The organism is Sphingobium sp. (assembly GCF_041987595.1).
In the GTDB taxonomy this organism is placed as follows: Bacteria; Pseudomonadota; Alphaproteobacteria; order Sphingomonadales; family Sphingomonadaceae; genus Sphingobium.
Genome location: NZ_JBHIWJ010000107.1, coordinates 1 through 12,737 on the forward strand (window position 1 = coordinate 1; position 12,737 = coordinate 12,737).

General features: G+C 66.2%; 16 protein-coding genes. 11 read left to right on the plus strand and 5 right to left on the minus strand.

Going from position 1 to position 12,737, the window contains the following annotated elements; all coding sequences use genetic code 11:
• The coding region (locus ACFC3J_RS19060; protein ID WP_375197661.1) for a dihydrofolate reductase at positions 1–152 on the minus strand (152 nt) is incomplete at its 3' end.
• On the opposite strand from ACFC3J_RS19060, the gene ribH reads away from it, so the two are divergent.
• A complete protein-coding gene (ribH, locus tag ACFC3J_RS19065) occupies positions 146–568 on the plus strand; it encodes a 6,7-dimethyl-8-ribityllumazine synthase (protein ID WP_375197648.1) in 423 nt (140 codons plus the stop codon). The genes ACFC3J_RS19060 and ribH overlap by 7 nt on opposite strands.
• A 56-nt stretch (positions 569–624) precedes the next feature.
• Here the strand turns inward: ribH and ACFC3J_RS19070 are convergent, their stop codons facing one another.
• Positions 625–1,704, minus strand: a complete 1,080-nt coding sequence (locus ACFC3J_RS19070; RefSeq protein ID WP_375197649.1) for an alkene reductase — start codon at positions 1,702–1,704, stop codon at positions 625–627.
• A gap of 198 nt (positions 1,705–1,902) precedes the next feature.
• Here ACFC3J_RS19070 and ACFC3J_RS19075 point away from each other — a divergent pair, with 198 nt between their 5' ends.
• From ACFC3J_RS19075 to ssb, 4 genes are all read left to right on the plus strand, one after another.
• Positions 1,903–2,568, plus strand: coding sequence for a COQ9 family protein (locus ACFC3J_RS19075; RefSeq protein ID WP_375197650.1), 666 nt, complete (start codon positions 1,903–1,905; stop codon positions 2,566–2,568).
• A gap of 87 nt (positions 2,569–2,655) precedes the next feature.
• A complete protein-coding gene (locus tag ACFC3J_RS19080) occupies positions 2,656–2,943 on the plus strand; it encodes a ferrous iron transport protein A (protein ID WP_375197651.1) in 288 nt (95 codons plus the stop codon).
• The gene (locus ACFC3J_RS19085) at positions 2,940–4,802 is read left to right on the plus strand and encodes a ferrous iron transporter B (protein ID WP_375197652.1); all 1,863 of its coding nucleotides are present in this window, start codon (positions 2,940–2,942) and stop codon (positions 4,800–4,802) included. Before ACFC3J_RS19080 ends, ACFC3J_RS19085 begins: the two co-directional genes overlap by 4 nt.
• A 50-nt stretch (positions 4,803–4,852) precedes the next feature.
• Positions 4,853–5,416, plus strand: coding sequence for a single-stranded DNA-binding protein (gene ssb, locus ACFC3J_RS19090; protein ID WP_375197653.1), 564 nt, complete (start codon positions 4,853–4,855; stop codon positions 5,414–5,416).
• Positions 5,417–5,520: 104 nt separating this feature from the next.
• Here the strand turns inward: ssb and ACFC3J_RS19095 are convergent, their stop codons facing one another.
• From ACFC3J_RS19095 to ACFC3J_RS19105, 3 genes are all read right to left on the minus strand, one after another.
• Positions 5,521–6,420 (minus strand): UTP--glucose-1-phosphate uridylyltransferase, encoded by a 900-nt coding sequence (locus ACFC3J_RS19095; RefSeq protein WP_375197654.1) that lies wholly within the window; start codon positions 6,418–6,420, stop codon positions 5,521–5,523.
• A 92-nt stretch (positions 6,421–6,512) separates the two neighbouring features.
• The gene (locus tag ACFC3J_RS19100) at positions 6,513–6,941 is read right to left on the minus strand and encodes a hypothetical protein (RefSeq protein WP_375197662.1); all 429 of its coding nucleotides are present in this window, start codon (positions 6,939–6,941) and stop codon (positions 6,513–6,515) included.
• 198 nt (positions 6,942–7,139) lie between these two features.
• Positions 7,140–7,313 (minus strand): DUF1674 domain-containing protein, encoded by a 174-nt coding sequence (locus ACFC3J_RS19105; RefSeq protein ID WP_375197655.1) that lies wholly within the window; start codon positions 7,311–7,313, stop codon positions 7,140–7,142.
• Between the two features lie 88 nt (positions 7,314–7,401).
• On the opposite strand from ACFC3J_RS19105, the gene htpX reads away from it, so the two are divergent.
• The 6 genes from htpX to ACFC3J_RS19135 all read left to right on the plus strand — a co-directional run.
• Positions 7,402–8,334 (plus strand): zinc metalloprotease HtpX, encoded by a 933-nt coding sequence (gene htpX, locus ACFC3J_RS19110; RefSeq protein WP_375197656.1) that lies wholly within the window; start codon positions 7,402–7,404, stop codon positions 8,332–8,334.
• A 3-nt stretch (positions 8,335–8,337) separates the two neighbouring features.
• The gene (locus ACFC3J_RS19115; protein WP_375197657.1) at positions 8,338–8,652 is read left to right on the plus strand and encodes a hypothetical protein; all 315 of its coding nucleotides are present in this window, start codon (positions 8,338–8,340) and stop codon (positions 8,650–8,652) included.
• Positions 8,653–8,683: 31 nt separating this feature from the next.
• On the plus strand, positions 8,684–9,994 hold the full coding sequence (locus tag ACFC3J_RS19120; RefSeq protein WP_375197663.1) for an RsmB/NOP family class I SAM-dependent RNA methyltransferase: 1,311 nt from the start codon (positions 8,684–8,686) through the stop codon (positions 9,992–9,994).
• A 44-nt stretch (positions 9,995–10,038) separates the two neighbouring features.
• A complete protein-coding gene (locus tag ACFC3J_RS19125; RefSeq protein ID WP_375197658.1) occupies positions 10,039–10,524 on the plus strand; it encodes a diguanylate cyclase in 486 nt (161 codons plus the stop codon).
• Positions 10,525–10,613: 89 nt separating this feature from the next.
• Positions 10,614–11,276 (plus strand): ribulose-phosphate 3-epimerase, encoded by a 663-nt coding sequence (gene rpe, locus ACFC3J_RS19130; protein ID WP_375197659.1) that lies wholly within the window; start codon positions 10,614–10,616, stop codon positions 11,274–11,276.
• A partial coding sequence (locus ACFC3J_RS19135) for a heparinase II/III family protein (RefSeq protein ID WP_375197660.1) occupies positions 11,273–12,737 on the plus strand: 1,465 nt, incomplete at its 3' end. The genes rpe and ACFC3J_RS19135, both read left to right, overlap by 4 nt.

Consider the following 12,737-nt stretch of genomic DNA (forward strand, 5'->3'; position numbering starts at 1 on the left):
TCGCCGGCAATGTCCGCGGCCATCGTCAGCGCGAGTTTGAGCGAATCGACGACGATCGCCCCCGGCGCGTCGTAGTCCTTCTGCGATGTCACGACGATGTTTGTTCGGTTGGGCAGCGGTCCGTCGAGCTTTAAGGGGAACCAAGGTGGCAAAATTCCTGATCGTCGAAGCGCGCTTCTACGACCATCTCAACGACCTGCTGATCGAAGGCGCCACTGCCGCGCTGGACGAAGAAGGTCATAAATATGAGGTGGTGACGGTTCCGGGCGCGCTGGAAATCCCCGGTGCGGTGGCTCTGGCTGCGGAAAGCGGCCGCTATGACGGGTTCGTCGCCATCGGCGTGGTGATCCGCGGCGAAACCTATCATTTCGAAGTGGTGTCGAACGAAAGCGCGCGCGGCCTGATGGCGCTCAGCATGGACGGTATCGCCATCGGCAACGGCATCCTGACAGTCGAGAACGAAGCGCAGGCGCTGACCCGCGCCAGAAAAGACGAGAAGGACAAGGGCGGCGAAGCGGCGAAAGCCGCGATGGCCATGCTGACCCTGCGCGAGAAATTCGGCGCCTGATCGCCTGCACGTCAGGGCGAAAGGGCCGCCCGATGGAGCGGCCCTTTTTTTTTCGTTCAGGCCGCCTCCAGAGCCGGATAGTCGACATAACCCTCCGCGCCCTGGGTATAGAGAGTGGCCTGTTGCAGTTCGTTGAGCGGCGCCCCGGCGGATAGCCGTTCCGGCAGATCGGGATTGGAAATGAAGGGCCTGCCGAAACTGATCGCCTGCGCCAGTCCGCTGTCCAGATCGGCCTGCGCCCGCGCCGCGTCATAATCGCTGTTGAGCACCAGCGGTCCCGAATAATGCTGGCGGATGAGCGGAGACTGGCGCGGCACGTCGCTGGCGCCACGCGTGCCATCCGGCCGCAATTCGCGCAGCTCAAGGAAGGCCAGGCCGATCGGCTCCAGCGCCTGCGCAACGGCGAGCGACAGGCTGGCCGGGTCGCTGTCGTCAGTGCCCTGCGTGTCGCCGTTCAGCGACAGGCGCACCGCCGTCCGATCCGCGCCGATGGCATCGGCGACCGCCTGCGTGATTTCACGCAACAGGCGCACGCGCTTTTCCGGTGAGCCGCCATAGTCATCCTCGCGCCTGTTGACGCCGTCGCGCAGGAATTCGTCGATCAGATAGCCATTGGCGCCATGGATCTGTACGCCGTCAAATCCGGCCGCGATCGCGTTGCGCGCCGCGGTCGCGAATGTTTCAACCAGCGCCGGGATCTCTTCCACCGTCAGGGCGCGAGGCTGCTCATAGGGCTTGTTGCCCTCATAGGTGTGGGCATGGCCGGGCGCGGTGATCGGACTGGGGGACACGGGCTGCTCGCCCGTCACGCTCGAATGGACCAGCCGCCCCATATGCCAGAGCTGGGCGAAGATGCGCCCGCCGGCCTCATGCACGGCCGCGGTCACCGGCTTCCAGCCCTCGATCTGCTCGGCAGACCACAGACCCGCCGCATGGGGCCAGCCCATGCCCTGCTGCGACACGCCGACGCCTTCGCTGATGATGAGGCCCGCCGAAGCCCGCTGACGGTAATAATCCGCCATGATCGGGGTCGGCACATGGGCGCGGGTCGCCCGTGCGCGGGTCAGCGGCGCCATCAGCACGCGATTGGGCGCGCGGACCGCGCCAAGCTGCACGGGATCGAACAGGCTCGACATAGAATTTCCCTCTTCAACGTTGCAAAATGCAACTGGACTGACTTGCCGACGCCAGTTAGGGAGCCGCCCCGTCCAGTTCAACCCGGCCCGCGCGGGGCCATGACCCAAGATTTGCTTTCCCGTCCCCCAGTCCGGCTACCGTCCGTGGCTGCTCTCTGGCGCTTGTGCGTCAGCCGGGCCGGGCGTAGAACCCCCGCCATGACCCCGACGCACGAAGACATGACGCTGGACGAAGTGCGCGCCGCGCTCGCCCCGATCCTGCCCCGCCATGCCGCCTTCGACGGATGGCGCGCAGAGGCCGTGACCATGGCGGCGCAGCAATGCGGCATCGATGCGGACATTGCCCGTCTCGCCTTTCCGGGCGGCGCCATGGACATGATCGACGCCTGGTTCGCCGGCATCGACCAGCGGATGCTGGCTGCCCTGCCGCCGGAGAAGCTGGCGGCGCTATCGATTCGCCAGCGCATCACGGCGCTGGTCGAGGCCCGCCTCGCCCTGCTGGCGCGCGACCGCGAAGCTCTGCGCCGCGCTCAGGCGATCCTGGCCATGCCGCGCAACGCAACCCGCGCTGCCAGGCTCGGCTGGCGCGCGGCTGACGGCATGTGGCGGGCGGCAGGCGACGAGTCGACCGACCTTGCCCATTATAGCAAGCGCATGACGCTGGCGGGCGTCTATGCCGCGACCCTTCTGGTTTTCGTCGACGATGAGAGCGAGGACTGGGCCGAAAGCCGCGCCTTCCTGGCCCGCCGGATCGAGGGCGTGATGCGCTTCGAACGCGCCAAGGCGCGATGGAAGGGCGCAGGCGGCGGCGAGCGGCTGAGCCTCGCCCGTTTCATCGGCCGTCTGCGCTATCCAGCGGTGTAATCTGCCGCGATGTGTCACCGATTCCTGCTGGCCTTTTGCAATCGGTATTGATAGTCACTCGCAGAAGTTATTGACGAGTGCCCTTCCTTGCGCCTGACCGACCTGCCGTTGCGCCAACCTGCCTATGTGGATCTGATCGACTGGACGGCCCTGTCCGCTTCAGATGGCCAACGGCTGCGCGAATTCGGTCTGTGCGAAGGCGCCAGTGTCGAGGCGCTGCACCATGGCGGCCTGCTGGGCCGCGGTCCCATTGCCTGCAAGGTCGGCCGCATGACCGTCGCAATGCGCCGCAACCATGCCGCCGCCATCACCGTCCGCACGGGACCATCCGAAATTGGGCCGTTGGCTATCGGGTCGCTGGAAGACGACGCATGACGGGCCTGCCGCTGATCGCGCTGGTCGGCAATCCCAATGCCGGGAAAAGCGCCCTGTTCAACGCCCTGACCGGCGCGCGGCAGAAGCTGGGCAACTATCCCGGCGTCACGGTGGAGCGCAAGGCGGGCCGCTTTTCCCTGTCCGACGGCCGCCCGATCGAACTGGTCGACCTGCCCGGCACCTACAGCCTCAATCCCGCCAGCCCTGACGAGCAGGTGACCCGTGACGTCATATTGGGCAAGCAGCAGGGCGAGCGGCTGCCCGATGCGCTGGTGGTGGTGGTCGACGCCTCCAATCTCGACAACCACCTCCGCTTCGCGCTGGAACTGATCGCGCTGGGCCTGCCGACCATCGTGGCGCTCAACATGGTCGATCTGGCCACCCGCGACGGGCTGGAACTCGACGCCAACATTCTCTCCCGCGAACTGGGCGTGCCGGTGATCTCCACCGTCGCGGTGCGCAAGCGCGGCCTCGACCATTTGCGCACTGAACTGGAAACCATGCTCGATGGCAGCGGGGGCAAGGTTCGCGCCTCCGGCCAGCAACGCGATTTCGATGGCCTGCGTCAGGAAGCCCGCCGAATCGCCCGCGCCGCCATCGTGCGCGAAACCCCGTCCCGCCGCCTGACCGCGGCGGTGGACCGGATGGCGCTTCACCCCCTGGCGGGTCTGGCGCTGCTGCTGGCGCTGCTGTTCGTGATGTTCCAGGCGGTCTATGCCTGGTCCGAAGCGCCGATCGCGATGATCGAGGGGCTTGTCGAAGCCGCCGGCAATGCGGTGACGGCGGAACTGCCGGATGGTCTGCTGCGCTCATTTCTGGTCGACGGCGTGCTGAACGGCGTCGGGTCGGTAGTGGTGTTCCTGCCGCAGATCCTGATCCTCTTCTTCTTCATCCTGATGTTGGAGGCGACCGGCTATATGGTCCGCGCCGCCTTCCTGATGGACGGGGTGATGGCCAGGGTCGGGCTGTCGGGCCGCGCCTTCATCCCCCTGCTTTCCTCCTTCGCCTGCGCGGTGCCGGGGATCATGGCGACCCGCACCATCGCCGATCCGAAGGACCGGCTGACCACGATCCTGATCGCGCCGCTGATGACCTGCTCGGCGCGACTGCCGGTCTATGCGGTGATCATCGGCGCCTTCATCCCCGCACGCACGGTGGCGGTCGGCATCGGCCTGCAGGGGCTGGTGCTCTTCTGCCTGTATATTTCCGGCATCCTCGGCGCGATGCTGGCCGCACTGGTGCTGCGCCGCACCGTCACCAAGGGGGCAAGCGGCGGTTTCCTCATGGAAATGCCCAAATATCAGTGGCCCCGCCCGCAGGACATCGCGCTCGGCCTGTGGCAGCGCGCCGTGATCTTCCTGAAACGCGCGGGCACGATCATCTTCACTTCGACGGTGATCCTCTGGGTGTTGCTCAGCTTCCCCAAGGCGCCGGACAATGGCGGCGTCAGCCAGGTCAATTATTCGGTCGCGGGGCGCATTGCCAACGGCCTTAACGTCGTGCTGGAGCCGATCGGCTTCAACCGCGACATTTCGCTGGCGCTGATTCCCGCCATGGCCGCGCGAGAAGTGGCGGTGTCGGCGCTTGCGACCGTCTATTCGCTCGACGCGAGCGAGGATGAAGCAAGGCTGGAGCGGAGCCTCGGCGACCGGCTGAAGGATAATTGGCCGCTGCCGACCGCGCTGGCCTTCCTCGCATGGTTCGTTTTTGCGCCACAGTGCATCTCCACCATCGCCGTCACCCGGCGCGAGACAAATGGATGGAAATGGCCGCTGTTCATGATCGGCTATCTGTTCGTGCTGGCCTATCTCGCCGCCGGTGCGACATACTGGACCGCCACCGCGCTCGGTTTGGGGTAGCTTCGATCAGCAGGCCGATTATAAGGGCCAGCTAAAGTATCGGAGGAAACATGGCGGGTTCGGTCAACAAGGTCATTCTGGTGGGCAATCTGGGCGCGGACCCGGAAGTCCGCAGCTTCCAGAATGGCGGCAAGGTGTGCAACATCCGGATCGCCACGTCGGAAAGCTGGAAAGACCGCAATTCGGGCGAGCGCAAGGAACGCACCGAATGGCATAGCGTGGCGATCTTCTCCGAAGGTCTGGCCGGCGTTGCCGAACGCTATCTGCGCAAGGGCAGCAAGGTCTATATCGAGGGCAAGCTCCAGACCCGCAAATGGCAGGATCAGTCCGGCAACGACCGCTACACCACCGAAGTCGTGTTGCAGGGACCGAGCGCGGTGCTGACCATGCTGGACGGCGCGCCGGGCGGCGGTGGTCAGGGCGGCGGCGGCCGCTCGCAGGGCGGTGGCGACTGGAGCGGCGGGTCGAGCGGCTTTGGCGGCGGCGATTATGATGATTTCGGCGGAGGGGGCTTTGGCGGCGGCTCCGGCGGCGGCCGTTCTTCCGGCGGCGGTCGGGGCAGCGCGGGCGGTCCCAATTTCGACAATGACCTCGACGACGAAGTGCCCTTCTGACGCTCTTCGCCGGACTGGAAACAAAAAAGCGCCCCAACCGTCTCGGCTGGGGCGCTTTTCTTTGTCCACAAGCGAGATCAGGTGCGCTGCACCGCCCCTTCTTCTCAGGCGGCAGCGGCGATCCCGCTCACGCCCAGTTCGGCCAGCGCGAACTTGCGGATATGCTCGCCCATATCCGCGCGATCCAGCGCCAGCGCCAGATTGGCCTCGATATAGCCTGCCTTCGACCCGCAGTCGAAACGGCGGCCGTCAAAGGTCACGCCGTGGAAGGGCTGCTGCCCGATCATCGACGCCATGGCGTCGGTGAGCTGGATTTCCCCGCCCGCGCCCTTTTCCTGCGTTTCCAGAATCTTCATCACCTCCGGCTGGAGGATGTAACGGCCCGGCAGGATCAGGTTCGAGGGCGCCGTCCCCGGCGCGGGCTTTTCCACCAGCCCCTTCACCTCGGTCAGCGCGCCGTCGCGCTTGCCCGGATCGATCACGCCATAGCTGGGCGTGTCGGCCATCGGCACTTCCAGCGCGCAGACCAGATTGCCGCCAACCCTGTCATAGGCCTCGACCATCTGCTTCAAACATCCGCGACCGGGCGCGCCCTTCATGAACTCGTCGGGCAGCAGGATGGCGAAGGGCTCGTCGCCGACAATGTCGCGCGCGCACCAGATGGCGTGGCCCAGCCCCAGCGGTTCCTGCTGGCGCAGAAACACCGCATTGCCCGGCAACAGGCGCGTGCCGTCCAGCGCGGACAGGTCCTTGCCGCGCTCGCGCTGGGTCGCCTCGGCTTCGAAGGCCATGTCGAAATAGTCCTCGATCGCGCCCTTGCCGCGGCCGGTGACGAAGATCATCTGCTCGATCCCGGCTTCCCGCGCCTCGTCCACGGCATATTGGATCAGCGGACGGTCAACGACCGGCAGCAGTTCCTTGGGGACCGACTTGGTCGCCGGAAGGAAGCGCGTGCCGAGCCCCGCGACGGGGAAGACGGCTTTGCGAATGCGTTTGTAGGACATGATGCTCCTGTTATCTCGCTGGGCGCGCAAAGAGGCAAAGATCTTGCCCCCGTGCGCATAAAGATCAAGCGTGGAAGATTACTTAACCCGTTTCAGACAGCCAGCAGCCGCTGGGCTATCCCTTCGAGGGAGGCAATTTCCGCTTCAAGTTGCTCAAGCGAGACATGCGTCTGGTTGTTCCGCGCATCACGGCATGTAAAGCCGCCGGGCGCGGGCTGCTGAAAGCCGCCGATGATGAGCGACCGGAAACGGTCGATCCTCTGCATGTCGCGCTCGATATCCGATATTTCCATCAGCGCGCTCGCATTGCGGCGGTCGCGCATGGAAACCATGGTCCTGAGTTCCGTCATCAGTTTCGTCATGCCCGGACGGGTCCGGGCACCCACGGTCCGCACATCCCCCATGGCTTCCCGCATTATCGCGATTTTTGCTTCCAGGCTCTGTTCCAGCATCGTCCAGGCACAGACCAGACGACCCACTGCACACAGAAGCGCCGCATCCTCTGGCGCGTAATCCGACACTGACCTCACATTGATCTCAGCAACCACGTTCACTTAACTCGCGCCCCGATCCGTTTTTTTCTCCGCTCGAGCCAGACCTGCCCGCTTTGGGTCGACAAAGGCTAGGGGGCGTGGACCGCGCCTCTCGCGCCTGCGGCACAGGCCATCGTTAACTGTGCCAAAACAACGATGAGCCGATAGCCCCTTTGCCGCGCCGCATCAAAAATCGATAGCGATTCCCTTGCGTTCCCAGTCGCCATAGCGGACCGGACTCAGCTCCTCCTCATGGCGGGAGGGCTGGTTGATCGGATCGGGCCGGGGCACGGGCGGGCTTTTCGACAGATGCGCGGGCGGCTTTACATGCGCAGGGCGCTTGCCGTTGAAAGTTCCCATGGATCGATCCTTTCGATTGCGGGCGCGACTGGCTCACCCCATATTCATTGCTCGCCCCTATTCTGGGCGGCAAAGGAGCGATCTGCAAGTGAATGGCATGAAGACGGTGATGCTGTTGTCGGCGCTGACGGCGCTGTTCATGGCATTGGGCTATACGCTGGGCGGCAGCGGCGGGGCGGTGATCGCCCTGCTGGTGGCGGCTGGCATGAACCTGTTCACCTTCTGGAACGCCGACAAAATCGTGCTGTCGATGCACCATGCCCGCGAAGTGGACGCCAGCACGGCCCCGGAATTTTATGGCATCGTCGCCGAACTCGCGCGGCGCGCGAAGCTGCCCATGCCCCGCGTCTACCTGATCGATGAGCCGCATCCCAATGCCTTCGCCACCGGCCGCGATCCGGACCATGCCGCCGTCGCCGCCACCACCGGGCTGCTTTCGATGCTGAGCAGGGATGAGGTAGCGGGCGTCATGGCCCATGAACTGGGCCATGTGCGCAACCGCGACACGCTGATCATGACGATGGTCGCGACCATCGCGGGCGCGATCGCGATGCTCGCCAATTTCGGCCTGTTCTTCCGCGGCGGCAATAATGAGAATGGCAACAGCAACCTCATCGCCTCGCTGCTGGCGGTGATCGTCGCCCCATTCGCCGCGATGATCGTGCAGATGGCGATCAGCCGCACCCGCGAATATGGCGCCGACGCGGCAGGCGCGGAAATCAGCGGCAATCCCCGCGCCCTCGCCACCGCTCTCGCCAAAATTTCCGGCCGTGCCGAAATGATCCCCAACCCCGTCGCGGAGCGCAATCCCGCCGCCGCCCAGCTCTATATCGTGCCGGTGCATGTGAGCGAACTCTTCTCCACCCACCCCGCAACGGAAAAGCGCATCGCCGCGCTGGAGGATCTGGCGCAGGATATGGGTCCTCCGCCGCCGGTCATGGGCACCCCGCGAACGTCAGCCCTGTCGCCGGTGGATGCGCCGTCGCGCCGCCGCAGCGCGCTCGATCCGCACGGCCGCTAAGCCATGGTGGTCGAGGTCGGCGAGATCGTCGCCGATGTGGCGGGCGCGGTGCTGCGTCAGGCGGGCGGCATGGTCGTGGAGGTGGCGTCCGACACGATCTTCTCCCGGCATGCACCCCGCCTGTTTCACGGCATCGGCCGCCGCATGATCGCGATCGCGACGCTGGGACGCAAGCGCATCCCCTCATCGCTCCGCGTCGTCCCCAAGGGCATGAAGCCCCGCCCGCGGCGCAATGACTGGCTGGCGCTATGGGTGGGCGTCGGCACCAGCATCGTCCTGCTGGCTGCCTTTGCCTATACGGTCGCCTGCTTCGTTTGAAGATGGCGGCAAAAGCGCGTAGGGGCCGATGATGCCCCGCCGCCCCGCACCTCGCCCTGCCGTCCCCCGTCCCGAAGACGTCCCCGGCCTCCCCACCCGCCGCGCCGCCCTGCGCCTGCTCGATGCGGTGCTGCGCCGGGGCGATCCGCTGGAACTGGCCCTGCACGGCGCCGCGCAGGGCCTGCCCCCGGCCGACCGCGCCCTTGTCCACGCCATTGTAGCGGAAACGCTGCGCCATCTGCCCGATCTCGACGCGCTGATCGACGGCGCCACGCGCCAGCCGCTGCCCGACGACGCCAAGGCGCGCATGGTCCTGCGCATCGCGCTGATTCAGGTCCTCGCGCTGGGCACCGCGCCCCATGCCGCCATCGCCACCGCCCTGCCGCTGGTCGACGGCGGCCCGCGCAAGCTGGTCCACGGCGTCTTCGGCACCGTGACCCGCGCCCATCCGGCGCTCCCCTCGCCTCCTGCCTTGCCCGCAGATGTTGCGGAACGCTGGGCCGAGCAATGGGGCGACGCCATGCCGCAAGCCGCCGCGCAGGCCTATGCGGCCCGCCCCCCGGTCGACGTCACTCTGCGCGCCCCCGGCGAAACGGCGCTCTGGACTGAGAAGCTGGGCGGCCAAAGCCTCGCCCCCGGCCATGTCCGCCTGCCCGAAGGCGCCTCCATTCCCGACCTGCCCGGCTTTGCCGAAGGCGCCTGGTGGGTGCAGGATCTCGCCGCCTCCATCCCCGCCCGCCTTTTGGGCGAGGGCAAGGGCCGTATCGTGCTCGACCTTTGCGCCGCCCCCGGCGGCAAGACGATGCAGCTGGCCGCCGCAGGCTGGCGCGTCACGGCCGTCGACCAGTCGAAAAAGCGCCTTGAGCGCCTCAGCGAAAATCTTGAACGCACTGGTCTTGCGGCTGAGGTCGCGCAGGCCGAACTGCGCCAATGGACGCCCTCCGCCCCGGCCGACGCCATCCTGCTCGACGCCCCCTGCACCGCCACCGGCATCTACCGCCGCCACCCCGACGTGCTGCATCGCATCGGCCCGCGCCAGATCGCCGAACTGGCGGAACTCCAGGCCGAACTGCTCGCCCGCGCCGCGCAGTGGGTGAAACCGGGCGGCACACTGGTCTACGCCACCTGCTCGCTCGAACAGGTGGAGGGCGAAGCGCAGATCGCGCAATTCCTCCAAAACCATCCTGATTACACTTCTCAGCCGGCCAGCCCGGCTGAACTGCCCGAAGCGATTATTCCCACGGCGCAGGGCTGGATCCGCACCCTGCCGGATTCCCTAAAGGAAAAAGGCGGAACCGACGGCTTTTTCGTTGCAAGGCTGGTGCGATCCACTAAAGCTTAACCCTCAATCCATCATGGTGCGATCAGGCCACAGAAAGACTCGCCTTGCGCCCGACCGAGCCTCTCCCACTGCACCATAGCTGGCCGCTTTACGCGCTGCGGGAGCATCTGGCGCCGGTGATGCTGGACGACCGGCTGGCCCGCGACGACGAAGCGCTGGCGGAACGGGGGCTTGGCCTTTGGCACTGCAATCTCGCCGACAACAGCCTCAACTGGACCAGCGGCGTTTATGACATATTCGGGCTGGAACGCGATATGCTGGTCCCCCGTCCGCTCGCCGTGGCGCTCTATGCCCCCGACAGCTGCGCCGCGATGGAACGGTTGCGCGCCTACGCGATCCGCCACCGGCGCGGCTTCACGCTGGACGTCGACATTCGTCCGGCCGATGGAGGCGAATGCGCCATGCGCCTGATCGCCGCGCCCATCATCGAACAAAATCAGGTTGTTGCGTTGCACGGCGTCAAGCAGTTCCTGCCCAAAGGCGCCGGCCCGTCGAAGGGGTTGGACCCGACCCTGTTCGTCCTGTCCTGACGCAGTTTTCCACGGCCTCAAAATCCCTGTGGATAGCCCGAAATCATACGTTGCCCTCTTGTTAACGCGCGGCTAAGGCCAAAGGTCAAATGACCAGCCCGATCCTTATCTCGCCCTCCATCCTGTCCGCCGATTTCGCCCGTCTGGGCGAAGAGGTCCGCGCCATCGACGAAGCGGGCGCCGACTGGATTCACATCGATGTGATGGACGGCCATTTCGTGCCCAACATCACGATCGGCCCCGGCGTGGTGAAGGCGCTGCGTCCGCACACGAAAAAGCCCTTCGACGTCCATCTGATGATTTCGCCGGTGGACCTGTATCTGAACGCTTTTGCCGAGGCGGGCGCGGACATCATCACCGTCCATCCCGAGGCCGGCCCCCATATCCATCGTTCGATCCAGCACATCAAGTCGCTGGGCGTGCAGGCGGGCGTGGTGCTTAACCCCGGCACCCCGGCCAAGATGCTCGATTATCTGATCGACGATGTCGACCTGATCCTGGTGATGAGCGTCAATCCCGGCTTCGGCGGCCAGAGCTTCATTGCGAACCAGCTGCGCAAGATCGAGGCTTGCCGCAAGATGATCGAGAAATCGGGCCGCGACATCCGCCTGCAGGTCGATGGCGGCATCGACTTCACCACTGCGCCGCAGGCGATCGAGGCGGGCGCCGACGTGCTGGTGGCGGGCACCGCAACCTTCCGCGGCGGCGCATCCGCCTATGCGGACAATATCCGGACCCTGCGGGGCGGGTGAGCGACCGCAGGCGCCTCGCCCCCCATTCCGTCCCTCCCGAGGCCGGACCCGGCCCCGAAGAGGAGGGGATCGAACAGGGGAAGCGGCTCATCCGCGTCGCGGATGACAAGGGGCTTTCGCTGGCCCAGCGTATCGCCAATCGCTTCTATCTGCTCAGCTGGAAGACGCCGATCCACGGCCGCCGCCTGAAGGGCAAATATCCGCTCAAACTGCTTGCGGTGCCGGACGATGAGATTCCCGGCAGCGCTCATGCCGGACAGGCCATCCGCGCCGGTTACTTTCTGTTCCGGGGTCTTAGACAGCCCCTCAAGACGCTGGATTTCGAGCGGCTCGACCTGCTGCCGTCCTTTGCCGACTATCTGCACGGCTTCCACTGGCTGCGCGATCTGGCCACCGTCGCAACCCGCGAACAGGCTGCGCCGGTCGCCGAAAGCGTCATGCGCAAATGGCTGGATGCCCACGCCGACACGCCGAGCGAACCCGCCTGGCGCGCCGACAATGCGGGCTGGCGGCTGCTTTTCTGGTCGGCCCATGCGCCGCTGATCCTGTCGTCCAGCGACCTCGTCTACCGCTCGCTGGTGCTGAACTGCATCGCCCGCACCGCCCGCCATCTCGACCGCAGCGCGGACAAGGCGCCGATCGGCCTGCCCCGTCTGGTCGCCTGGGGCGGAATCGTCGCGGCCTCGATGCTGCTGCCCGGCGGCGCGGCGCGCAAGCTGTTCGGGGAAGCGGGCCTGAAGCGCGCCATCGACAGCGGCCTCCATGGCGATGGCGGCATCGTTTCACGCTCGCCGATCGACCAGCTCGAAACCATCATGCTGCTGACCATGGTGCTGGCGGTCTATGATGTGCGCCGCGAACAGCCGCCGATCTTCCTCAGGGATGCGCTCGGCAAAGCGGTTCCCGCGCTGCTTGGCCTCGTCCATGGCGACGGGGGTCTTGGCAGCTGGCAGGGGGCGGGAGCGATCGACCCCGCCACCATAGAGGCCGTGATCCGCGCCAGTCGCGTACGCGCCCGCCCCCTGCGGCAGGCCCGCGACTGGGGCTATCAGCGGCTTGCAGCAGGCGGCACCATAGTCCAGATCGATGCCGCTCCGCCGCCGGTGGCGCAACTGGCGGATGCAGGCTGCGCCTCGACGGGGGCGATCGAGATCAGCGACGGGTCGCAGCGGCTGATCGTCAATTGTGGCGGCGCGGCGCTGGAGGGCGCCTTCATGCCGCGCGATCTGGCGCAGGGCCTGCGCACCACCGCCGCCCACAGCACGCTGGTACTCGACGACAGCAATTCGACCGCGCTGCTGCCCGATGGCACGCTGGGCAAGGGCGTCACCGAGGTCGAACTCAACCGGCAGGAAAGCGAAAGCGGCAGCCGGCTGGATCTCAGCCATGACGGCTATGTCCGCCGCATGGGCTATGTCCACCGCCGCCTGCTGCTCATAAGCGGCGACGGCAGGGAAATAC

Bases quoted from the DNA above. Each gene is read 5' to 3' on its own strand.
- ACFC3J_RS19070 (WP_375197649.1), bottom strand. From the start codon at position 1,704: ATGTCGAGCCTGTTCGATCCCGTGCAGCTTGGCGCGGTCCGCGCGCCC.
- ACFC3J_RS19075 (WP_375197650.1), top strand. From the start codon at position 1,903: ATGACCCCGACGCACGAAGACATGACGCTGGACGAAGTGCGCGCCGCG.
- ACFC3J_RS19085 (WP_375197652.1), top strand. From the start codon at position 2,940: ATGACGGGCCTGCCGCTGATCGCGCTGGTCGGCAATCCCAATGCCGGG.
- ssb (WP_375197653.1), top strand. From the start codon at position 4,853: ATGGCGGGTTCGGTCAACAAGGTCATTCTGGTGGGCAATCTGGGCGCG.
- ACFC3J_RS19095 (WP_375197654.1), bottom strand. From the start codon at position 6,420: ATGTCCTACAAACGCATTCGCAAAGCCGTCTTCCCCGTCGCGGGGCTC.
- ACFC3J_RS19105 (WP_375197655.1), bottom strand. From the start codon at position 7,313: ATGGGAACTTTCAACGGCAAGCGCCCTGCGCATGTAAAGCCGCCCGCG.
- ACFC3J_RS19115 (WP_375197657.1), top strand. From the start codon at position 8,338: ATGGTGGTCGAGGTCGGCGAGATCGTCGCCGATGTGGCGGGCGCGGTG.
- ACFC3J_RS19120 (WP_375197663.1), top strand. From the start codon at position 8,684: ATGCCCCGCCGCCCCGCACCTCGCCCTGCCGTCCCCCGTCCCGAAGAC.
- rpe (WP_375197659.1), top strand. From the start codon at position 10,614: ATGACCAGCCCGATCCTTATCTCGCCCTCCATCCTGTCCGCCGATTTC.